19 protein-coding genes are annotated in these 20,906 nt (G+C 57.4%); 10 read left to right on the top strand and 9 right to left on the bottom strand.

Annotated features, from left to right (window positions below; all coding sequences use genetic code 11):
* Positions 1-116 precede the first annotated feature (116 nt).
* From purE to QPL94_RS09935, 6 genes are all read left to right on the top strand, one after another.
* Positions 117-608 carry a 5-(carboxyamino)imidazole ribonucleotide mutase gene (gene purE, locus QPL94_RS09960; protein ID WP_285357106.1) on the top strand — a complete coding sequence of 164 codons (492 nt, stop codon included), beginning with the start codon at positions 117-119 and terminating at the stop codon, positions 606-608.
* A 175-nt stretch (positions 609-783) separates the two neighbouring features.
* A complete protein-coding gene (locus QPL94_RS09955) occupies positions 784-1,902 on the top strand; it encodes a 5-(carboxyamino)imidazole ribonucleotide synthase (protein ID WP_285357105.1) in 1,119 nt (372 codons plus the stop codon).
* A 71-nt stretch (positions 1,903-1,973) separates the two neighbouring features.
* Positions 1,974-2,552, top strand: a complete 579-nt coding sequence (gene sodB, locus QPL94_RS09950; protein ID WP_137435011.1) for a superoxide dismutase [Fe] — start codon at positions 1,974-1,976, stop codon at positions 2,550-2,552.
* Between the two features lie 272 nt (positions 2,553-2,824).
* Positions 2,825-4,891, top strand: coding sequence for a putative bifunctional diguanylate cyclase/phosphodiesterase (locus tag QPL94_RS09945; protein ID WP_285357104.1), 2,067 nt, complete (start codon positions 2,825-2,827; stop codon positions 4,889-4,891).
* Positions 4,892-4,935: 44 nt separating this feature from the next.
* Positions 4,936-5,523, top strand: a complete 588-nt coding sequence (locus QPL94_RS09940) for a LemA family protein (protein ID WP_285357102.1) — start codon at positions 4,936-4,938, stop codon at positions 5,521-5,523.
* A gap of 11 nt (positions 5,524-5,534) precedes the next feature.
* A complete protein-coding gene (locus tag QPL94_RS09935; protein WP_285357101.1) occupies positions 5,535-7,487 on the top strand; it encodes a M48 family metallopeptidase in 1,953 nt (650 codons plus the stop codon).
* Positions 7,488-7,538: 51 nt separating this feature from the next.
* Here the strand turns inward: QPL94_RS09935 and gspD are convergent, their stop codons facing one another.
* The 6 genes from gspD to QPL94_RS09905 form a co-directional block, all read right to left on the bottom strand.
* The gene (gene gspD / locus QPL94_RS09930; protein WP_285357100.1) at positions 7,539-9,488 is read right to left on the bottom strand and encodes a type II secretion system secretin GspD; all 1,950 of its coding nucleotides are present in this window, start codon (positions 9,486-9,488) and stop codon (positions 7,539-7,541) included.
* A gap of 30 nt (positions 9,489-9,518) precedes the next feature.
* Positions 9,519-10,331: a type II secretion system protein N gene (locus QPL94_RS09925; RefSeq protein WP_285357894.1), complete on the bottom strand. Its 813-nt coding sequence runs from the start codon at positions 10,329-10,331 to the stop codon at positions 9,519-9,521.
* 41 nt (positions 10,332-10,372) lie between these two features.
* The gene (locus QPL94_RS09920) at positions 10,373-11,167 is read right to left on the bottom strand and encodes a type II secretion system protein N (RefSeq protein ID WP_285357099.1); all 795 of its coding nucleotides are present in this window, start codon (positions 11,165-11,167) and stop codon (positions 10,373-10,375) included.
* A 168-nt stretch (positions 11,168-11,335) separates the two neighbouring features.
* Entirely contained in the window at positions 11,336-12,988 is a 1,653-nt protein-coding gene (gene groL / locus QPL94_RS09915) for a chaperonin GroEL (protein ID WP_285357098.1), read from the bottom strand.
* Between the two features lie 65 nt (positions 12,989-13,053).
* On the bottom strand, positions 13,054-13,341 hold the full coding sequence (gene groES / locus QPL94_RS09910; protein WP_007155569.1) for a co-chaperone GroES: 288 nt from the start codon (positions 13,339-13,341) through the stop codon (positions 13,054-13,056).
* A 161-nt stretch (positions 13,342-13,502) separates the two neighbouring features.
* The gene (locus QPL94_RS09905) at positions 13,503-14,063 is read right to left on the bottom strand and encodes an FxsA family protein (RefSeq protein WP_285357097.1); all 561 of its coding nucleotides are present in this window, start codon (positions 14,061-14,063) and stop codon (positions 13,503-13,505) included.
* A gap of 96 nt (positions 14,064-14,159) precedes the next feature.
* Here QPL94_RS09905 and QPL94_RS09900 point away from each other — a divergent pair, with 96 nt between their 5' ends.
* Both QPL94_RS09900 and QPL94_RS09895 read left to right on the top strand, forming a co-directional pair.
* Positions 14,160-14,921 carry an SDR family oxidoreductase gene (locus tag QPL94_RS09900; RefSeq protein WP_285357096.1) on the top strand — a complete coding sequence of 254 codons (762 nt, stop codon included), beginning with the start codon at positions 14,160-14,162 and terminating at the stop codon, positions 14,919-14,921.
* Between the two features lie 244 nt (positions 14,922-15,165).
* Positions 15,166-15,687 (top strand): REP-associated tyrosine transposase, encoded by a 522-nt coding sequence (locus tag QPL94_RS09895; protein WP_285357095.1) that lies wholly within the window; start codon positions 15,166-15,168, stop codon positions 15,685-15,687.
* Positions 15,688-15,804: 117 nt separating this feature from the next.
* Here QPL94_RS09895 and QPL94_RS09890 read toward each other — a convergent pair whose 3' ends face one another.
* From QPL94_RS09890 to QPL94_RS09880, 3 genes are all read right to left on the bottom strand, one after another.
* Positions 15,805-16,116 carry an MGMT family protein gene (locus QPL94_RS09890; protein WP_285357094.1) on the bottom strand — a complete coding sequence of 104 codons (312 nt, stop codon included), beginning with the start codon at positions 16,114-16,116 and terminating at the stop codon, positions 15,805-15,807.
* Positions 16,117-16,407: 291 nt separating this feature from the next.
* Positions 16,408-17,784, bottom strand: coding sequence for an AmpG family muropeptide MFS transporter (locus QPL94_RS09885; RefSeq protein ID WP_502881542.1), 1,377 nt, complete (start codon positions 17,782-17,784; stop codon positions 16,408-16,410).
* A 39-nt stretch (positions 17,785-17,823) separates the two neighbouring features.
* Positions 17,824-18,306: a YajQ family cyclic di-GMP-binding protein gene (locus QPL94_RS09880; protein ID WP_285357093.1), complete on the bottom strand. Its 483-nt coding sequence runs from the start codon at positions 18,304-18,306 to the stop codon at positions 17,824-17,826.
* A 157-nt stretch (positions 18,307-18,463) separates the two neighbouring features.
* On the opposite strand from QPL94_RS09880, the gene QPL94_RS09875 reads away from it, so the two are divergent.
* Together QPL94_RS09875 and QPL94_RS09870 are read left to right on the top strand one after the other, a co-directional pair.
* On the top strand, positions 18,464-19,435 hold the full coding sequence (locus QPL94_RS09875) for a response regulator (protein ID WP_285357092.1): 972 nt from the start codon (positions 18,464-18,466) through the stop codon (positions 19,433-19,435).
* Positions 19,436-19,827: 392 nt separating this feature from the next.
* Positions 19,828-20,850 (top strand): AraC family transcriptional regulator, encoded by a 1,023-nt coding sequence (locus QPL94_RS09870; RefSeq protein WP_285357091.1) that lies wholly within the window; start codon positions 19,828-19,830, stop codon positions 20,848-20,850.
* The last annotated feature ends 56 nt before the right edge of the window (positions 20,851-20,906 follow it).

The following is a 20,906-nucleotide window of genomic DNA, read 5'->3' as shown; positions in this document are numbered from 1 at the left end:
CAAAATGAGAGCCCCGAACGGCGCCCTTTTAAGAAGGTGCAAAACATCATCCGTTTGCATGGTCACAGGGCCTTACATACAATGGCCGGCTTTCTAACACATCAGGACTGTTGCATATGCAGCCGCTTGTAGGACTCATCATGGGCTCGAAGTCAGACTGGCCCACCATGGAACATGCCGCCGGGATGCTGGACAAACTGGGCGTACCTTACGAGACAAAGGTTGTCTCTGCCCACCGTACACCGGACCTGCTGTTTGATTACGCCAAATCCGCTTCCGACCGCGGCCTGAAGGTCATCATCGCCGGCGCCGGCGGTGCGGCCCATCTTCCGGGCATGGTTGCTTCTCAGACGTCACTACCGGTCCTCGGTGTTCCAGTTCAGTCCAAGGCGCTCAACGGTCTTGATTCCTTGCTGTCTATTGTACAGATGCCCGGCGGCATTGCGGTTGGCACGCTAGCGATCGGCAAAGCCGGTGCTACCAATGCTGGCCTGCTGGCTGCGCAGATTATCGGTACTTTCAGGGACGATGTCCGCAAGGCGGTCGATGAATTCAGAGCGACCCAGACACAAACAATCCTGGACAACCCTGATCCCAGCGATCAGTGAATACAACTCCATAGTCGGCTGAGCGGGTCGGGGCAGGCTTTCCAAAACTGTGCGGAGCCATGGATGGCGGAGCTCAAGCGCCACAGGGATGTGCTTGAGCGTGTTTTGGAAAGCCTGCCCCGACCCGTTCACAACACCGAACTTTTCAGATGCCTAAAATGGCGGGAGATTACGAATGAGAATTGGTGTTCTAGGGGCTGGACAGCTTGGGCGTATGTTGGCGCTGGCTGGTTACCCGCTGGCCAAGACGTTTGTTTTCTACGATATGTCGGGTAGCCCCAGTGCCGGGCTGGGCGAGGTAATTATCGACCGGGACGGCCAATACCTGGACGATTTCATCTCCCGGGTAGACCGGGTTACCTACGAATTTGAACACCTTCCCGTAGATGTGGCAGAGCAGATTGCCAAACAGAAACCGGTTCACCCATGCCCCCGGGCTCTGAAGGTTTGTCAAAACCGGGAAGCAGAAAAGACGCTGTTCGGCGAGCTCGGCATCCCGACACCGCAATGGAAAATTGCTGACAGCGCAGAGTCTCTGCAGGCTGCCGCTGAAGAACTGGGCTGCCCGGTTGTCGCAAAATCCAACACCGAGGGTTATGACGGCAAGGGACAGGCGGTTCTCCGGTCACCGGAAGAAGCCGCCGCCGCATGGAAGTCCATTGGCCACCCGCGTCTGATCGTTGAAAAGTTCGTCGACTTCCGTCGCGAGGTTTCCATCATCGCAGTGCGCGCTGAAGACGGCGAACTGGCTTTTTACCCCATGGCAGAAAACGCCCACCACGAAGGTATCCTGCGCTACTCTATCGCGCCGGCGCCGAAGCTGGAGAAGCACGTTCAGGAAGACGCCGAGCGCTATATCAAGGCATTGCTGAACGAACTGAACTATGTGGGCGTGCTGACCCTGGAGCTGTTCGAGACGGCCGATGGACTGGTGGCCAATGAAATGGCGCCACGGGTCCATAACTCCGGCCACTGGTCCATTGAAGGCGCTATGACCAGCCAGTTCGAGAATCACATCCGCGCCGTCAGCGGTCACCCGCTGGGCAGCACCGCCCCGCGCGGTGTCAGTTGCATGATCAATATCATTGCAGAGCACGGCGATATTGAACGAATCCTGGAACTGCCTTACGCTCATGTACACCTCTATAATAAAGGCGAGCGCCCGGGGCGGAAACTTGGACACGTGACCGTTCTGGCGGACAGCTACGAAGAATTGGTATGGCGGGTAAAAAATTGCGCGCAGTTTTTACCCGGATGTCCTGAGTTCAACAGCACGCTCACGGCAAGGGGTTGATATAACTCAAAGCGCCCCTATATTTACAGTCTACATGCACATAAACCGAGAGAATCAGGGAGAACGACCTCATGGCATTTGAACTTCCCGCACTGCCTTATGAAAAGAACGCACTGGAACCGCACATCTCTCAGGAGACCCTTGAGTACCATTACGGTAAGCACCACAATACCTACGTTACCAAGCTCAACGGCCTGATCGAAGGTACAGACAACGCCAACAAATCGCTCGAAGACATTATCAAGAGCGCCAGTGGCCCGCTGTTCAACAACGCAGCACAGGTCTGGAACCACACCTTCTACTGGCACTGCCTGAGCCCGAACGGCGGTGGTGAGCCTACCGGCGCAGCCAAAGACGCTATCGAGAAAGCCTTTGGCTCCTTCGATGACTTCAAGAAAGAGTTCAACGACAAGGCCGCCAACAACTTCGGTTCAGGCTGGACCTGGCTGGTCAAGAAAGCAGACGGCAGCGTCGCCATTGTGAACACCAGCAATGCCGAAACGCCGCTGACCACTGCAGACAAGCCGGTACTGACGGTTGACGTCTGGGAACACGCGTATTACATCGATTATCGTAATTCGCGCCCGAACTATCTGGAAGCGTTCTGGAAGCTTGTTAACTGGGATTTTGTCAACAAGAACCTGGCGTAATAACGCTTCAGATCCTCTACAGAGAACCCTGTAGATAACAGAAGCCTGTAGAAGAAATGCCCGCAAGCTTGCGGGCATTTTTGTATCTGAACGGAAACCGGCATTACAAAATGATACAGCTGATCCCTGAAATATCTGGAAAAATTGCCGATACTGAGGGCAGTAAATTAAAAACGTTTCATATTTGAACAAAACAATAAACCGGGAGCCCTCTCGCCTACCGGAAGACGGTGTCGGGTCTCAATCTGTTGCAACGAATCATACAGGCGTCCATGCAAAATTCCTTTGAGGTAGAACATCGCCTGGGGTACCGGGTACTGCGATGGGTACTGGCTGTTGCGCTGATAAGCGGGATTGTTGTCAGCACTATCCAGGTTATTCTGGATGCAAGGCGTGTCTCTGCCTCACTTGATGCACAGGCACAGCAGACCATCGCATTGGTCAGGGACGCCTCAACCCAGGCCGTTTTCAGTATCGATGCCGACCTGGCGCAACAGGTGGTCGATGGCCTGTTTGCCCAGGAATCCATTCATCTGGCACGTATTACCCATCCGGACGGCGAGGCTCTCGGTCGTCGTGACCGTCCGCTTCAGGAAAGCCCCTTTCGCCCAATAACCGACCCGATTTTTGCTGCAGAGCGAACCTATCGCCAGGAGCTTTCCCGCAGCGGTAACTCCGGAAACAGCAATGTCTATGGCTACCTCGAACTTCACTATGACACCGGGCCGGCTGCGGGCACCTGGCTTGAGCGGGCCTCGGTAACTTTCGGCTCCGGTATCGCTATTGCCGTTATTCTGGGAATGGTGCTGTTCGTGGTCTTCCATTTGCTGCTGACACGCCCACTGTTACGCATTGTCCAGTCCGTCAAGCAGGTGGATCCGGACCACCCGGACGACAACCTCATCCACCTTCCCCAGGGCCACCAGAACGACGAACTCGGGCTCTGGGTGAATGCCACCAACAACTTGCTGGTAGCCATTGGTGATAGCCAGACCCGCCACCGGGAAGCCGAGGACCGTGTTAACCGGCTCGCCAGATATGACCAGCTCACCGGCCTGCCAAGCCGGGACACATTTATGGAGCTTCTACAGACGGATATCGAAGAGGCTCAGGAAGACAGGTCCGTCCTTTCCCTGATCTGCTGTGGCATCGACGATTTCAAGTCCATCAATGAACAATGCGGCTTTCGTACCGGTGACCTGATCCTTCAGGCCGTCGCAGATCGCCTCACCCATATACTGGGAGGCAACCGGTTCACCATCGCCCGGCTGGGCAGCGACCAGTTTGTTATTGTGGAGAAAGGCCTGCGTGACGGGTTCCAGGCGGCAAACACCGCAGACCGGATACTGGCGGCTCTGAGCAGCCCGATGGTTTTCGACGACCAGACCGTCACCATGACGGCAACTTTAGGCATTGCCCTCTTCCCGGGCGACGCTGAAAAGGGCGACAGACTGCTGCAAAGCGCCGAACAGACCATGGCACTGGCGAAGGAAAGCGGACACAACTACTTCCAGTTCTACGTTGCCAGCGTTGACCGGGAGATTCGTGAGCGGAAGCAACTTGAGAAAGACCTCTCCGTCGCCCTGGCCAATCATCAGTTCCATCTCGTCTACCAGCCACAGATCAACCTGGAAACCCACCGCATTATCGGCGCTGAAGCACTGATCCGCTGGGAGCACCCGGAAAAAGGCCTCGTGCCACCAGACCACTTTATTCCCGTTGCCGAAATGAACGGCAGCATTGTCGAAATCGGCCAATGGGTGCTTGACCAGGCCTGCTGGCAGGCAGCCCGCTGGGCCAGCGATGGCATGCCCCTGAGGATTGCCGTCAACCTCTCGGCGGTACAGCTCCGCCAGGACTCCATTGTGGACGACATACTGGACACCCTGAAGCGGCACAATATTCCCGCCGGCCGGTTGGAGCTGGAAGTAACCGAAACCAGCTTCATGACCAACCTGGAAGAGGCAGTGGAGAAACTCAAGCGCCTGCACCTTGCCGGCATCAGCATTGCCGTGGACGATTTCGGAACCGGCTACTCGTCACTGACCTATCTCAAGCGCATGCCGGTCCAGCACCTGAAGATCGACAAACAGTTCATCCGCGACCTGCTGGTGAACGAAGAAGACACCCGAATTGCCAATACCATCATCGACCTTGGCAAGAGCCTCAACCTCACCGTTGTGGCAGAAGGCGTCGAAACGGCGGAACAGGAATACTATCTCGCCCAGAGAGGCTGCCAGCTGGCGCAGGGGTATTTCTTCAGTAAACCACTCAAGCCCCACGATTTTGAGAGGTTTGTCGCCAGCTTTCACCGTAAAATCGTGGAGAATAATGCCTGAGCACTGAACACCCAACCTGATCCCCAAGCACGGAAGGAGTTGCCATGGGAACCACGCTGATCGGCCTGATCGTTATTACCGTTGTCGTTGTCTTTATCGTCTTTATCTACAACCGTCTGGTTTCCCTGCGCAACCAGGTCAAAAACGGGTTTGCCCAGATTGATGTCCAGCTACAGCGCCGTCATGACCTGATTCCCAATCTGGTGGAATCCGCCAAGGCCTACCTCTCCCACGAGCGCAACACCCTCACTGAGGTGATGGACGCCCGCAACAATGCTGTCAGCGCCCAGAAAGACGCTGCCGGTGACCCCGCGGATGGTGGCAAGATCCAGCGCCTCGGCAGTGCCGAGAACATGCTGTCCAAGGCCCTTGCCAATTTTTACGCAGTGGCGGAAAACTACCCGGAACTGAAAGCCAACGAAACCATCCAGCAACTGATGGAAGAGCTCTCCAGTACCGAAAACCGGGTTTCATTCGCACGCCAGGCTTACAACGATGGCGTGATGGGCTACAACATCTTCCGCGAGCAGTTCCCCAACAACATCGTGGCCGGATTCCTCGGCTTCAAGCCGTCGTCCCAGCTGGAACTGGAATCCCCTGAAGCCCGCCAGGCACCGAAAGTCGCCTTCTGAGGCTGGCTGCCATGGCACATCAGGGGTTTTTCCAGCGCCAGGCCAACGCCCGCCGGAATACAGGTGTACTCGTTATCCTGTTTCTGGCGGCAGTGGTCATTATCACGCTCAGTGTTTGCCTTGTGGGCTATATGGTTACCCGCAGCGAGACCACAGGGCTTGCGTTTGCTGACTGGCTGCTCAGCCGTCACGGTCTGTTAACGGCGCTTGCGGTGGTCGTGCTTATCGGGATTGGCTCACTGATCCGCTGGGCCGACCTGGCCAGCGGCGGTGAACGGGTGGCCAAGATGGTTGGCGCCAGGGCCATCGACCCGGACACCAGGGATTCAGACGAGCGCAAATTGCGCAATATCGTTGAAGAGATGGCCATCGCCAGCGGCGTGAGTGTTCCGGAACTCTATGTGATGGACCAGGAAACCGGCATTAACGCGTTTGTGGCAGGTTACACGCCCGGTGAAGCCGTTATGGTGGTGACTCATGGTGCCCTGACCCAACTAAGCCGTGACGAGCTCCAGGGCGTGGTTGGCCACGAGTTCAGCCATGTTCTGAATGGCGATATGCGGCTGAATGTTCGTCTTATCGCCCTGCTCGCCGGCATACTGATGGTCGGGCAGATTGGAAGCTTCCTGCTGCGCGTCTCTTTCTACGGCTCTCACCGGTCAGCCCGAACATCCAGCAACAGCCGGGGCACAGCAGTCTTCGGGCTTGTGGGGCTGGCACTGGTGGTGATCGGCTATATCGGCGTGTTTTTCGGCCGGCTGATACAGTCCGCGGTGTCGCGGCAGCGGGAAATGCTGGCAGACGCCTCCTCCGTGCAGTTTACCCGCAACCCCGAAGGCATTGGCGGTGCCCTGTTCAAGATCGGCCTCAAGGGTGGATACCTTGATACCACCAGCCACGCCAGTGACATGAACCATATGTGTTTTGGCGAGAGCACCCGGATGAAATTTACCGCCCTGCTGGCGTCGCATCCTCCGGTGCAGGAACGCATCGAAGCCATCCAGCCCGGCCTGTTTGCACGGCTTCGCAGCCGCCTGCGAGACACTGAGCCGGGGGAGAGATTGCGATCAGCAGGTTCAGCCTCTTCGAGCGCTCCCCTTCCGGAGGCTGCAGCCGGATTTGGCACTGGCAACACGTCACCGCTGAACACCCGGCCGCCGCGAAACATTTCGGACAATGTGGGTACGGTTAATCAGCGCAGTGAAGACTACGCAGTAACGCTTCTGAACAGCCTGCCTTCCACCTTCCGAAACCTGCTTTACACTCGCGCTGGTGCTATCCAGTTGTGCTACGCACTACTGATATACCAGCTACCCCCAAAGACAAGGGATCAGCAGCTGGCGTTGATTGAAGCCGATTCGATCTTCGCCCCCAACCTGGCGTTACTGGACAAACTGTTACCCGCCCTGGAATCGTTGGGTAAGGGGGTGCGATTCCCCGCTCTGGAACTGGCCATGCCGGCCCTGCGCAAACTGGACCCGGACGAGCGTGCCCTGCTGATGGCCGGCACCGAAAAACTGATCAGGGCGGACAACCGTCTGAGCCTCTTCGAGCTGGCCATGCACACCTTTCTTCGCCGCCACCTGGCTGACGATTCCGCACGGGTGGTACCGGTGCGTTACCGCAGCTACCGACCAGTGACGGCTCAGCTACAGGTGGTGTTCAGCCTGATGGCACGAGCCGGCGCGGAGGATGGCCGTAACAGACAATCTCTTTTTGAAGAGGCTATGGCTGGCTTCATATCGAATGGGGAGAAATCGGAGCTGCTTGCGGAGGTGTCGGTAACCCGTTTACGGCAGGCACTGATGACACTCAATAGTCTGTCTCCCCTGCTCAAACCCGGCATTATTGACGCCTGTGGCCATTGCATAATGGCAGATGGAGAGATCAGCACCAGCGAGTATGAGCTGATCCGCCTGGTAGCAGACCAACTCGACTGCCCGCTGCCGCCGCTCAGAGGCTAGACCAGGCTCCGTTCAGGACCTGGCCGGCTCAAGCGCACAGCAGGGAGACGCTCAGTCATTGCTCGGGTTGAACAGCGAATCTTTCGTAGGCGGGCTCTCAGGATCCGGAAGCCCCAGCTTGCGGCGCACCCCGAGATTGATCTCCCAAAGACTCTGGAACTTCTCATCCGTGGCAGCGATCGACTCGGCCTTGCCCAGCATGATGGTGGGCCGCAGGAACACCAGCAGGTTACGCTTCACCCGGCGCTCAGATTCCGACGAGAACAGGCGGCCAAGCACGGGAATATCTCCCAGCAGGGGTACCTTGCTTTTGTTGATCTGAAGGTCGTCCGTTGTCAGGCCGCCAAGAACAATGGTTTCCCCATCATCCGCCAGAACAGTGGTCTTGATTTCACGCTTGTTGGTAATGATGTCCGAGGCGGACTCAATACTGTCCGCGATATTTTCAGTGCTCTGCTCTACCACCAGGCGCACCAGCCCGTCGGCACTGATGGTTGGCGTCACTTTGAGGGTCAGGCCAATATCCCGGCGTTCGATGGTGGTGAATGGATTGGTGGTACCGTCACCGGTTACCGTGGATTGCCCGGTCCGGAAAGGCACGTTCTGGCCAACGATTATTTCAGATTCCTGGTTATCCAGCGTTATGATGCTGGGTGTGGACAAAAGGTTCGCCGCAGCCGAAGTGGAGAGCGCCTGCAGCAGGACACCCCAGGAAATGCCGTCTTCATTACGCTGACCCGCACCAACAGTAATACCGCCCACGGCGGGCGTCAGAAACGACTCAGACAGAATTGCGCCCAGTACGTCGCCCAGACTGCGGCCAACGTTATCAAAATTGCTACCCGCCACGGGTGTGGAACCGCCGGACTCATCGCCAACGGCAAATTGAACGCCCAGGTCCTGCCCCAGCGAATCGCTGATCTCAACAATGGCAGCCTCTATCATTACCTGGGCACGGCGCACGTCCAGCGCCTGCACAATCTGCTCGGCCTCCTGCATCATGGACGGCTCACCACGCACTACCAGCGCGTTCAGACCTTCATCGGCGAAGACGGCGAAACCGGAGGTACGGGTGCTGCCGGAGGCTCCACCCGCCGCGCCGCCGGAGCCTGAAGATTCCTTGGCCAACTCACCCATCACGCCCTTCAGAATTTCCGTCAGGTTTTCCGCATCGGCATGGCTCAGACGAATGACCTTGGTGGTGCCGCCAGTGGCAGAAGGCTGGTCAAGCTTGGTGATCAGCCCACGCATTTTGTCACGGAAGGTTTCATCGCCGCGGAGAATCAACCGGTTACTGCGCTCGTCCGCTGTCACACTGTATTTGCGGGCGGCGTTTTCTCCGCCTCCCCGCCCAAGCTCATCCGGCGCCAGTTCCTGTAATAGCTCAACCATATCGCCAACCCAGGCTTCCTCAAGCTGGATTACTTCCACTTCGTACTTGGAGGGGCTGTCCAGCTCCCTGACAATCTGTTCAATACGGCGGATATTCGACGAATGATCGCTGACAATCAGGGCATTCGCTGCGGCTACGCCTGCCAGATGGCCGTATTTCGCCACCAGCGGCCGCAGGATGGGCACCAGTTCCAGGGCATTGGCGTTATCAATCTGGATGACCCGGGTAATCAGTTGTTCCGAGGGTATCTCCGTGAACCGGCCCAGCGATTCGGCGGACTGCTTGGCATCCACCTGCTGGACCACCTTGATCACTTCCTCACCGGGGATGGCGGTAAAACCATGCACCTGCAGCACTGCGAGGAAGAGATCGTAAATCTCATCCTTGTTCATGGGGGCACTGGACAGCACGGTGACTTTGCCCTTTACGCGCGGATCCACCACGAAGCTGTAACCGGTAATGTCAGCCACCTGAGTTACAAAAGCACGGATGTCGGCATCTTTGAGGTTCAGCCGCCAGGTTTCATCCTGGCCGTAAGCAACAGACATCAGCGGCAGCAACAGGGCCACAACGAAAGCCCGGAATAGATTGGATCTGTGGTTCAGCATCTGGCGTTCTTGTCCTATTGTTAAATCCGTTCAGCGCCACTGTTCAGGTATGGCATAGCTTACGGTCAGAATGGATCCGTCCCGTTCGATTTCGATTTCCAGTTGCGGTTCAGACCGCCAATTTTCCAGTAGCGCCATGTCCTGCTCAAGATCACCCAGGCGCTGGCCATTGACGGCAGTAATCACGTCACCGGCCCTGAGGCTGACGGCATTGAGCATGGCATTGGAGCCATCGTATACGTAACCGGAGCTGCCGTCATTGCCCGCCAGGCTCAGGCCATAGGGCGCAAGGGCGGCAACACCCTGGGAATCGAGCTGCTCCCTGGCATCACTGAGGAACTGTTCCGGGGAAGAAGCTAACGGTTCTTCCTCCACATCCTCAACCAGGCCTGCTGGCACTTCATCATCAAAGGTCAGGCTTTCATACTGGCCATTCCGACGAATCAGAACGCGGCCAGGTTCCACCTCCGAAAGCTCTGCGTTGCCGGGCAAGACATCACCCACGCGATAATGCTCTGTTACGCCATTGCTTCCCGCCACTATAGCACCGGAGTCTTCCGGGCGCTCTGCTACCAGTACACCCTCAAGCCTGAGGTTAAGCCGAGTCTCCGGTGCCGAGCGGCGAACCACTTCAGCTACCCGGGCCCGCTCCGCAGGTCTGCCGAACAACTGGTGGGCAGCCAGGGGTTGCAATCGCCTTGTTGCAGCAGCGATGCCGGAGGCACCTGCAGCGGACGACGCCACCGTAACCGGGCGCTCGTCCCAGGCGATCAGCCATGTAGTCTGTGCCAACACCAAGGCAAGATAAACCACCAAACCAACCAGTAACAGATTGGCCAGCATACGCGGAATTCGCTGGCCGCCAAACGCAGACGCTACTGCTATCACAGGGCGCCTCCGGGAATCAGTGGTTGCCTTACCCGAAACACCACGTCGTCGGGGCTGGCGGAGTCCGGCCATGGTTGACCGGCCAGATCCACCATGCGCTTGTATACCCTTAAATCCATCATGCCATTCCAGCGTATTTCGGCATCCGCCGCGGGGCCGTCACCGCCCTGCTGCGCCACCACCAGCGCAACGCCGTCAGCGGTACTGTCCAGGGTCGCCCGCATGGGCGGAAAATCCGCCTGCCCAACGCTGTTCCCCATGGGCCAGGTCACCTTACCACCTGCCCAGCGGCCGAGCCCGTCAGCACCGGTGATACGGCCGTCCTGCCAGGACAGCACAAGCTGGTCAATGGTGACGTCCCCCTCGATCACCGCGCCGCCACTGCGACGGATCATATCCTCAAATTCGGCGACTGCCAGCCGGCCCCTTGCATCGAGAGTACCGGCCCCTTGCCAGCCAAGACTGACACGACCATCAACCGAGGATTGTGAAGTCACCAGCGAAAAACCCACCGGTAATGACAATCCTGATAGAGATGGCATGCCAAGCTGCCACTCCAGCCGGACAGGATAGCCGGCCACCACGGCACCAGCGGCACCAGACCAGGCCTTACCGGATACCTGCCTGACCTGAACTTCCGGCGGAAGTTGAATGTGAGCCGACGCCTGGTGCCATAACCAGCCGGCAGGAACAAGAACCACCAACGCAACCAGATAAATCAGCACACCGGCAAGGGTCAACAGGAAGACTTTGCCGGGTCTGAAAAAGGCTTTTGCGGGGGTTTCGCTCATACAGTGTCACAAAGATAAATGGCCGGTTGCCGAGTCTAACAAAGCCCTTTCGCAAGTTCATGACAAAAAAACAAAAAACCCCGCGTCAGTGTGAACCGACGCGGGGTTTTTTATGGCTTTATGGGGCCATTCCTCAAAAAATGAGAAACAGTCCGGGTCAGGCCGGCATTACATCATGCCGCCCATGCCTCCCATTCCGCCCATACCACCCATGTCCGGCATACCGCCGCCGGCGCCTTCTTCTTCTGGCTCATCCGCAATCATCGCCTCGGTGGTGATGATCAGGGAAGCAACGGAAGCAGCGGCCTGCAGTGCGGAGCGGGTGACTTTGGCCGGGTCAAGGATACCCATTTCCAGCATGTCACCGAACTCTTCGGTAGAGGCGTTGTAACCGTAAGCGCCCTCGCCTTCCAGAATCTTGTTCACCACGACGGAGGCTTCGCCACCGGCGTTGGTTACGATCTGGCGCAGCGGAGCTTCCATGGCACGGCGCAGGATGTTCACACCAGCCTTCTGCTCTTCGTTGATCGCGTCTACCTTGTCCAGGGCCGCAATGGCGCGGATCAGGGTCACACCGCCGCCCGGTACAACACCCTCTTCAACCGCGGCGCGGGTGGAGTGCAGGGCGTCTTCAACGCGGGCTTTCTTCTCTTTCATTTCCACTTCGGAACCGGCGCCAACCTTGATGACGGCGACACCGCCAGCGAGCTTGGCCACACGCTCCTGGAGCTTTTCCTTGTCGTAATCGGAAGAGCTGTCTTCGATCTGCTTGCGAATCTGCTCAACACGGGCTTCGATATCACCCTGGGCACCGGCACCATCGATGATGGTGGTGTTTTCCTTGGTGATGTTGATGCGCTTGGCTGTACCCAGATCGTCCAGAGTGGTGTTCTCCAGAGTCAGGCCAACCTCTTCGGAAATCACAGTACCACCGCTCAGGATGGCGATGTCCTGCAGCATTTCCTTGCGACGGTCACCGAAGCCAGGTGCCTTGACGGCAGCCACTTTCACGATACCGCGCATGTTGTTCACAACCAGAGTCGCCAGGGCTTCGCCTTCGATGTCTTCAGCGATGATCATCAGCGGCTTGCCAGCCTTGGCTACGGATTCCAGCACCGGCAGCAATTCGCGGATGTTGGAGATCTTCTTGTCGACCAGCAGGATGTACGGATCATCCAGCTCGGTGGACATGTTTTCCTGGTTGTTGATGAAGTACGGAGACAGGAAGCCACGGTCGAACTGCATGCCTTCAACGACGTCCAGCTCGTCTTCCAGGCCACGGCCTTCTTCAACAGTGATGACGCCTTCTTTACCGACTTTCTCCATCGCGTCTGCGATCAGCTTGCCGATAGTCTCATCGCCGTTGGCGGAAATGGTGCCAACCTGCGCGATGTTGCGGTTGTCGTCACAGGGCTTGGACAGGTCACGGATGGCCTGTACAGCGGCGATGGTCGCCTTGTCGATGCCCCGCTTGAGGTCCATCGGGTTCATGCCGGCTGTGACAGCCTTGATGCCTTCGCGAACAATCGCCTGAGCCAGAACGGTCGCTGTGGTGGTGCCGTCACCTGCGGTGTCGTTGGTCTGGGAAGCAACTTCCTTGACCATCTGGGCACCCATGTTTTCGAACTTGTCTTTCAGTTCGATTTCCTTGGCGACGGATACGCCGTCCTTGGTGACGGTCGGTGCGCCGAAGGACTTGTCCAGAACCACGTTGCGGCCCTTCGGGCCCAGGGTTACTTTTACTGCGTCTGCCAGAACGTTAACGCCCTGAACCATACGTTTACGGGCGTTGTCACCGAATCTAACGTCTTTTGCTGCCATGTCTTCTATTCCTGTTCGTTAAACCCAATTTGTTCGTTCAATCGGATTGCTGCGTAACCGAGTGCTTACTCGAGAACGCCGAAAATGTCGTTTTCGCTCATGATGAGCAGGTCTTCGCCGTCAACCTTCACGGTATTACCGGCATACTGACCAAAGACTACGGTGTCACCAACCTTGACCGCCAGTGCACGGGTTTCGCCATTGTCGAGAATACGGCCGTTGCCTACGGCGATAACTTCACCCTGGGACGGCTTCTCTTTGGCATTACCCGGCAGCACGATGCCACCAGCTGTTTTCTCTTCTTCTTCCTTACGGCGCACGACAACACGATCGTGTAGCGGACGTATTTTCATTGCTCGATATCTCCAATGTCAGGTTAGGTTTGGCAATGATGGTTGCGTTAAAAGCCGGGGCTTTTAACCAACTGTTTTACAGCGGTTATTGGCCCGCAGCGAACTTGTGAGACCTATGTGGGGGTGGCGCATTCGTTTTCAATACTTGGCGCAAAAAATTTTCACTTTTTTTCCGGCGAATCGTCATCGTTGCGGTCCAGGCGCTGATGGTCATGCTCTGTTTCGTCCCGATACTCCCCCTCTATGATGTCACCGTTCCGGTCGAAGGGGCTCTGACGGCCAAACGGCCTCTCACGACCACCAAAAGGCCCTTGGCCCCCGAACGGTCCGCGCTGGCCGGCGGTAAAGGTGAAACTGCTGCCCTGGCCGGCCACCACCATGCGCTTGAGTGCCTGGGCGGCTAGCCAGTGGCGGGAGCCCGGAATCAGGCAAAGGAAGCCAATGGTGTCGGTTACAAAGCCGGGAGTCAGCAGCAAGGCGCCACCCACCGCCAGAATCAGTCCTTCAGCGACCTCCCTCGCTGGCAATTCGCCGCTATTGAGTCGCTGGTTGGCTTTCAGCAACGTTGCGAGCCCCTGCTGCCGCAACAACGCGGCACCAATAACGGCCGTCAGCAATACCAGGCCTACGGTATTCAGGGCGCCGATGAGGGTTCCCACCTTGATCAGAATCGTCATTTCCACAATGGGCATGACGATGAATAAAAACAGAAAAACGCCCAAAAGAGCCTCCCGGGGTGCGCTGTGTCTGATTGCGGCGGCAGTAACCAGCTCTGGTATACTCGCCTCGCTTGTTTATTCATTACCTTAGGGCAAAACATGAAACTTCAAGATTCCGTGATTGCAATTACCGGTGGCGGCCAGGGCCTCGGCCGTGCGATGGCTGAATACCTGGCCGACAAAGGCGCCCGCCTGGCGCTGATCGACCTGATGCCGGAAAAGCTGGAAGAAGCTGCGGCTGCATGCGACAAAGCCGGTGGCGACGTCAGAACCTACGTCTGTAACGTGGCGAAGGAAGAGGACGTAGAAAGGACTTTTGAAACCATCGTGAGGGATTTCGGCCAACTGAACGGGCTGATCAACAACGCGGGCATCCTGCGTGACGGGTTGATGGTCAAGGGCAAGGACGGCGAGGTAGAGAAGCGCATGGAGCTGTCCCAGTGGCAGGCGGTGATTGATGTGAACCTGACGGGCGTTTTCCTGTGCGGCCGCGAGGCATCCACGCAGATGATCAAGAACGGTGACCAGGGCGTGATCATCAACATCGCTTCTATTTCTCGCGCCGGCAACATGGGCCAGAGCAACTATTCCGCCGCCAAGGCCGGTGTTTCAGCCCTGGTTCCGGTCTGGGCCAAGGAACTCGCCCGCAACGGCATCCGCTGCATGGGCATCGCACCGGGCTTTATCGAAACCGAGATGACCGCCTCCATGAAGCCGGAAGCCCTGGAGAAAATGACCGCCGGCATTCCCCTGAAGCGCATGGGCAAGCCAGAGGAAATTGCCTCCGCTGCTGCGTTTATCTTCGAGAATGATTACATGTCCGGGCGGATGATCGAAGTCGACGGGGCGCTTAGGCTCTAACTTCTGACCTGTACTGGCCTTCCTTGCCTGCGGGTTTGGGGGCTGGACAGGGGGTGGAGGTATTTTTTCTGCCGGAAAAAGAACTCGCTGCGCTCAGACACCTTTTTCCGGCAGAAAAAATACCTCCACCCCCTGCCCGACTGCACTCCGTGATTAACGTAGGTCGGATTAGCAAAGCGTAATCCGACAAATGCCAAACACAACTGCCAAAACCCAAAAACACCACCAAACCATACAAGGACGTATGATGAACTACCGCCGCAACCGCCTCCCTGGCGGCACCTACTTTTTCACCGTCGTAACCGCCAACCGCACCCCACTCTTCAACAACCCCGCCGCCGTCCAACGCCTGCGAACTACCCTCCGCAACGTCATCAACCGCCGCCCCTTCACCATCGACGCGATGGTTGTCCTCCCCGACCACATCCACTGCCTCTGGACGTTACCAGCCGATGACACCAACTACTCCACCCGGTGGCGCCTGGTTAAAGGCGGATTCACCAAGAGTTTCCAGCAGCACTCAACGGGCAAACCCGGCAAGCCCAAATCACTCTGGCAAAAGCGCTACTGGGAACACACCATCAGGGACGAAAACGACTTCAACCGGCATGTTGATTATATCCACTACAACCCTGTCAAACACGGCTATGTGGCACGCGCGATTGATTGGCCGTACTCGAGTTTTCACCGGTTTGTCAGGGAGGGGGTTTTGCCGGTGGATTGGGGAATTAATGAAGCAGAGCTTGAGGGGGTTGGGAGCGAGTAAGCCTGTGAGTTGTCGGATTACGCTTCGCTAATCCGACCTACCGCAATGGGTCTACGTAGGTCGGATTAGGCCCTCCGGGCCGTAATCCGACACAAGCCCAAAAATCACCCCCAAAACCTACGGCCGCCACCCAAACTCCCGCATCGACACCCTGCCATCAACCACCATAACCCCCTCCTCCCGCAAACTCTGAGCCTGAATTTCAAACGCCTCACTGCCGATGGGAAATGCGATCTGCCCATTGCTTCGGATCACCCGATACCAGGGAATAGAGTGCCCCTCAGGAAGTTTGCCCAGAGCCTTGCCTATGTATCGAGCCTGGCGCCCGAGGCCAGCCATGTCAGCGATCTGGCCGTAGCTGGCGACCTTGCCGGCGGGGATGGCGGCGACGACTTGCCAGATTTTTTGGTCTTTGGTGGGTTCGGTCATAGTGTTTTGGAGTTTGGCTTAGGTTTGGGTTGTCGGATTACGCCTTCGGCTAATCCGACCTACGCGGGATCCATCCGCCTGGGAAATCGTAGGTCGGATTAGCGAAGCGTAATCCGACAATTGCCGACATTACCCGCAAAGCCGGAATCGGCCTGGCGGCGGGGGTACCTTTTCTGCCAGAAAAAGATGTCTGAGCAAAGCGAGTTCTTTTTCCAAAGAAAAGGTACCCCCGCCGCCTGGCCAGCCACCAGACCCATCAGGCTATCAGGTGTCGGATTACGGCCTGAAGGCCTAATCCGACCTACGGGGTTCGTCTTCGACTTCTTCGTTGCGGGGTGCGAGGGCATCCAGGCGTTCGCCTTTGCGGATCATAAACCAGGCTAACAGTATAGCGGGTATGCCCATCAGCCCCGCCACCAGGAAGAACTCCCCGTATCCGAAGCCGGCCACCACCATGCCCGAGAAACCACCAATAAATTTACCCGGCAACGTCATCAACGAACTGAACAGCGCGTACTGGGTTGCGGTGAAGGCCGCGCTGGTCATGCTGGAGAGCCAGGCGATGAGTGCCACGTTGGCGATACCGCCACTGAGGTTGTCGGCGCTGACCACCAGCGCCAGTGTGGCGATATTCGGGGGGTATTGCGCCAGAACCACAAACAACAGGTTGGTGGCCGCCGTCATGATAGCCCCGGTGAGCAGTATCTTGCGCACGCCATAGCGCACTACCAGCACACCACCTACCAGAGAGCCGGCGATGGTCATAAAGAAACCGAAGATCTTGGTCACATCCGCCACCTGGGTTTTGGAGAAGCCCATAAAGTCCAGGTAGAAGGGGTTGGCCATCACGCCCATGGCGATGTCCGATATGCGGTACACCGCCACCATCACCAGAATCAGGATCGCCAGTTCCTTGTAACGGCGGAAGAAATCCAGGAACGGCCCGGCCACCGCAGCATAGAACCAGCCGATAAACCGCGCCAGACGAGGGTTCAGGTGGGTGCGTTTGCTGGCTTCGTGTTCGATCTTGTCGGCGATGTCCTGGGCGGCGGCGAAGTGATTGACTGCGGGCTCCCGCACGATGAGTACAGTCGCCGTACCCACGCCGACCAGCAGCGCCATCACCTCGTAGGACACCTGCCAGGACCAGAATTCCGCCAGGTACAGGGCCCCGGCCCCGGCTACCAGCAGCGCCAGTCGGTAACCGAAGATATAGGTAGCCGCCAACGCCGCCTGCAGCCGCTCTTCGGCAATCTCGATGCGGTAGGCATCAATAGCCACATCCTGGGTGGCAGAGGAGAAAGCCACCAGCAGGCCACAGAACGCCATCATTTCCGGCGCGACGGTGGCGTCAACGTGCGCCATCAGGTAAAGACCGGTAGCAATGCCTGCCTGCGCCAGCAATATCCAGCTACGGCGCTTGCCCAGCAGTTTGTCGAGGATGGGCAGCTTCACCCGATCCACCACCGGAGCCCAGAACACCTTGATCGAGTAGGTAATGCCCAGCCAACTGAAGAACCCGATGGTAGCGGTTTCCACTCCAACATCCGCCAGCCGTGCATTCAGCGTCGAGAATACCAGCAGGAATGGCAGGCCCGCGGAAAAGCCCAGAAACAGGAGCGCGATGACCTGCCAGCGGGTATAGGTGTAAACGGATTCCCTGAGCAGTGCCAGGTTGCTGCCGGATAAGATGGTTCAGCCCCCGAATCAGTCGCGGAAATTGTTGAATTGCAACGGCACGTCCAGCTCGGCTTCTTTCAGCAGGGCAATCGCCGTTTGCAGGTCGTCACGCTTCTTGCCTTTGACCCGCACCTTGTCGCCCTCGATGCTGGCCTGGACCTTCAGTTTGCCGTCCTTGATCATCTTGACGATCTTCTTGGCCATGTCGGTCTCGATGCCCTGCTTCAGTAATAGATGCTGTTTGACGAGCTTGCCGGACTTGCTCTCGCCATCTTCCGCCAGCGCCCGGGCATCGATGTTGCGTTTGGCAAAGGCCATTCGCAGCATGTCCATCAGCTGTTCCAGCTGGAATTCCTGCTCGGCACTGATGGTAATGCCCTTGTCGTCCAGCTGGATGTCCGCTTCCACGTTCTTGAAGTCCCAGCGATTGCCCAGCTCGCGTTTGGCCTGGTCCACGGCGTTGGTGACTTCGTGCATGTCGATTTCAGAAACTATGTCAAAAGAAGGCATGGTGGGTTCTCACTTTTTACAATTATCCGCGTCAGGGCACGCACAAAACGCTATACTGGAGCCCTTCTGGTTGCACTCTGGTTTTATAAGGTGCCAAAGCATACCAAGACCGGGGCGGCACCGCATCTGACAATGGACTGGTGAGTAGTAGATAACAATGCCAAATCTTGACCTTCCCATTCTCGTGGTAGACGACGCAAAATTCAGCAGCATGGTGGTAGGCCGCACCCTCCGCAATGCAGGATACCGCGACGTGCGAATCGCTAACAATGCACCCGCCGCGCTCGAGTTTATCGACCAGCGCCCGGTGAGCGTGCTGATTGCTGACTGGCTGATGCCGGAGATGGACGGGCTGGAGCTCACCGACCAGGTACGCCAGCAGGACGAGCAGAACAACCACTATACCTATGTAATCCTGCTCACCGCCCGCGAGAGTGTGGAAGCCCTGTCTGAAGCCTTCGACCGCGGCGTTGATGATTTCATCTACAAGTCGGACATGACCAAACAGCTGATCCCCCGGATCTTCGCTGCCGACCGCATGGCAGACCGCCAGAATACGCTCCTGAAAGCCAATTCCCTGCTGATCGAGAACAACCGGGAGCTGGAGAACAGCAGCATCATTGATCTGGAAACCGGCCTGTGCAACAACCGCTACTCCCGCGACAAGCTTGGCAAGTGTCTGCGCCAGGCTGAATCCCGCGGCGGGGCCTCAGCCTACGTGCTTTGTGGCATCCGTAACTGGCAGGAGCTCAAGCGCAAGCATGCGCCTTCAGTGATGAGCGAACTGGCCGTGGGCATCGCCCGCCGCCTCAGCCACTTGATCCGCCCCATGGACTCCCTTTGCCGTGCTGGCGACAACCAGTACGCCATCATTGCCCACTTTCCCAACAGTGACCATTGCTCCACAACGGCGTTTCGCCGGGTGTTTGATGGGATTAACCACAAGGCCCTGAAGACCACCGCAGGTTATATATCCGTTGAAGCCGGCATGGTGCTTTGCCGGGCGGATGCCCAGAATGGTACGCCATCCGTGCAGGAGATGGAGCGGGCGGCGGTTCAGGGGTTGGTGGATGCGTATGAGACGCGACGGTTTACGGAGACCAGGCCGGAGATTGGGGAGAAGGTTTAACTTGGATTGTCGGATTACGCTTCGCTAATCCGACCTACATCCCCTGTCTGACCTCGGCACCCGTAGGTCGGATTAGGCGAAGCCGTAATCCGACAAAACACCCCACCAGCTCCCCCATTCCGCCTACACACTCCGTAACACCAAGACACACATCACAAACAGACTTCCCCACCCGAAAGCCCTATTCTGAAATTGTGGATTCAAGCAGTATCCCCCATGGCGGAGGAGCCGAGTTGTACCTCCGCCGCTAAATGGGAGAGTCCACAGAATTAACGAATTTTTCAGGCACTTTCGTTCTTTCCTTGTTTTTAAGCCAGCTTTCTAGCTGGCTTTTTTCGTTTCAAACTCCGGTATACTTCTGCCAACAATAACCCCAAGAAGTTGCCGTAACCATGAAAACCCTCGGAACCGCCTCCGTTGCCGCCCTTAGACAGTACGTACGCGCCGCCGATGCCCGTGGCATTGATACCGTTTTGCTATTCCAAAAAGCCGGGCTTGATTCGTCGATTCTCAAAACCGACGACGGGCGTTTAAACGGGGAGCAATTCCAGGCGTTCATCCGACTTTTGGTAGAGGAAACCAACAACTCCATTCTCGGTCTGGAAACCGGGGACTATGTGCAGCCGGGGTCCTACAGCGTTCTGGGATATATCACCATGAGCTGTGCAACCCTTGGCGAAGCCGTAACGAGAATTGCGCCCTTTGAAAAACTGGTGGGTGACATGGGCACGACACATCTCACCGCCAGCGACAACCACATCAAACTGATCTGGGCCTGCAACTACACCGACCCGATCGTCCGGCCCCACATGGTGGACAACGTTTTTGCCTCCTGGATCAACTACGCCCGCTGGCTGGCCGACAACACCACCGCCTCCCCGGTGGAAGTGCTCCTGGAACACCCCTCTCCCGGCCCCGAACTGGAAAGCGCCTACACCGAACGCTGGGGCTGCCCGGTCCGATTCCGCGCCGGTGAAGATGCGATCGTTTTGCACAAGGACTTGCTGAACACCCCCTTACGCCAGCCCGACCCGCTCCTCCGAAAGACACTGGAAGCCCACGCCCTGAGCCAACTCGCCACCCTGGACACCGACACCGCCCTCACCCACCGGGTAAAACACAGCATCCGCAAACAACTCATGCATGGCATCACCCGGCAGGACATGGTTGCCGACCACCTGGGCATGACCAGCAGAACACTACAGCGCAAACTCAGCCAGGAAGGGGTTTCCTATCAGCAGTTACTGGACGAGGTCAGGCAGGCCATGGCGGAAGACTTCCTGGCCAATAGCGATCTGGGAATACCGGAGATAGCGTTGAGGTTGGGTTACAGCGAAACCACATCGTTCCACAGGAAGTTCAAAGCAGAAACGGGAAAGACCCCGGGTGAGTTCCGCCAGTTAAAAGCGGTATAAACCAAGGCCAGAACGATCAAGGCCAATGCCGGCTTTCAAGAACGTGAAGGAATTCG

Origin of the sequence: Marinobacter sp. SS13-12 (assembly GCF_030227115.1) — a bacterium.
GTDB lineage: Bacteria > Pseudomonadota > Gammaproteobacteria > Pseudomonadales > Oleiphilaceae > Marinobacter.
This window is presented reverse-complemented; position numbering and strand designations above follow the sequence as displayed.

Bases quoted from the DNA above. Each gene is read 5' to 3' on its own strand.
- groL (WP_285357098.1), bottom strand. From the start codon at position 12,988: ATGGCAGCAAAAGACGTTAGATTCGGTGACAACGCCCGTAAACGTATG.
- QPL94_RS09940 (WP_285357102.1), top strand. From the start codon at position 4,936: ATGGGAACCACGCTGATCGGCCTGATCGTTATTACCGTTGTCGTTGTC.
- QPL94_RS09880 (WP_285357093.1), bottom strand. From the start codon at position 18,306: ATGCCTTCTTTTGACATAGTTTCTGAAATCGACATGCACGAAGTCACC.
- QPL94_RS09870 (WP_285357091.1), top strand. From the start codon at position 19,828: ATGAAAACCCTCGGAACCGCCTCCGTTGCCGCCCTTAGACAGTACGTA.
- QPL94_RS09890 (WP_285357094.1), bottom strand. From the start codon at position 16,116: ATGACCGAACCCACCAAAGACCAAAAAATCTGGCAAGTCGTCGCCGCC.
- QPL94_RS09945 (WP_285357104.1), top strand. From the start codon at position 2,825: ATGCAAAATTCCTTTGAGGTAGAACATCGCCTGGGGTACCGGGTACTG.
- groES (WP_007155569.1), bottom strand. From the start codon at position 13,341: ATGAAAATACGTCCGCTACACGATCGTGTTGTCGTGCGCCGTAAGGAA.
- QPL94_RS09935 (WP_285357101.1), top strand. From the start codon at position 5,535: ATGGCACATCAGGGGTTTTTCCAGCGCCAGGCCAACGCCCGCCGGAAT.
- QPL94_RS09920 (WP_285357099.1), bottom strand. From the start codon at position 11,167: ATGAGCGAAACCCCCGCAAAAGCCTTTTTCAGACCCGGCAAAGTCTTC.
- QPL94_RS09875 (WP_285357092.1), top strand. From the start codon at position 18,464: ATGCCAAATCTTGACCTTCCCATTCTCGTGGTAGACGACGCAAAATTC.
- gspD (WP_285357100.1), bottom strand. From the start codon at position 9,488: ATGCTGAACCACAGATCCAATCTATTCCGGGCTTTCGTTGTGGCCCTG.
- QPL94_RS09955 (WP_285357105.1), top strand. From the start codon at position 784: ATGAGAATTGGTGTTCTAGGGGCTGGACAGCTTGGGCGTATGTTGGCG.
- QPL94_RS09925 (WP_285357894.1), bottom strand. From the start codon at position 10,331: ATGCTGGCCAATCTGTTACTGGTTGGTTTGGTGGTTTATCTTGCCTTG.
- purE (WP_285357106.1), top strand. From the start codon at position 117: ATGCAGCCGCTTGTAGGACTCATCATGGGCTCGAAGTCAGACTGGCCC.
- QPL94_RS09895 (WP_285357095.1), top strand. From the start codon at position 15,166: ATGATGAACTACCGCCGCAACCGCCTCCCTGGCGGCACCTACTTTTTC.
- sodB (WP_137435011.1), top strand. From the start codon at position 1,974: ATGGCATTTGAACTTCCCGCACTGCCTTATGAAAAGAACGCACTGGAA.
- QPL94_RS09900 (WP_285357096.1), top strand. From the start codon at position 14,160: ATGAAACTTCAAGATTCCGTGATTGCAATTACCGGTGGCGGCCAGGGC.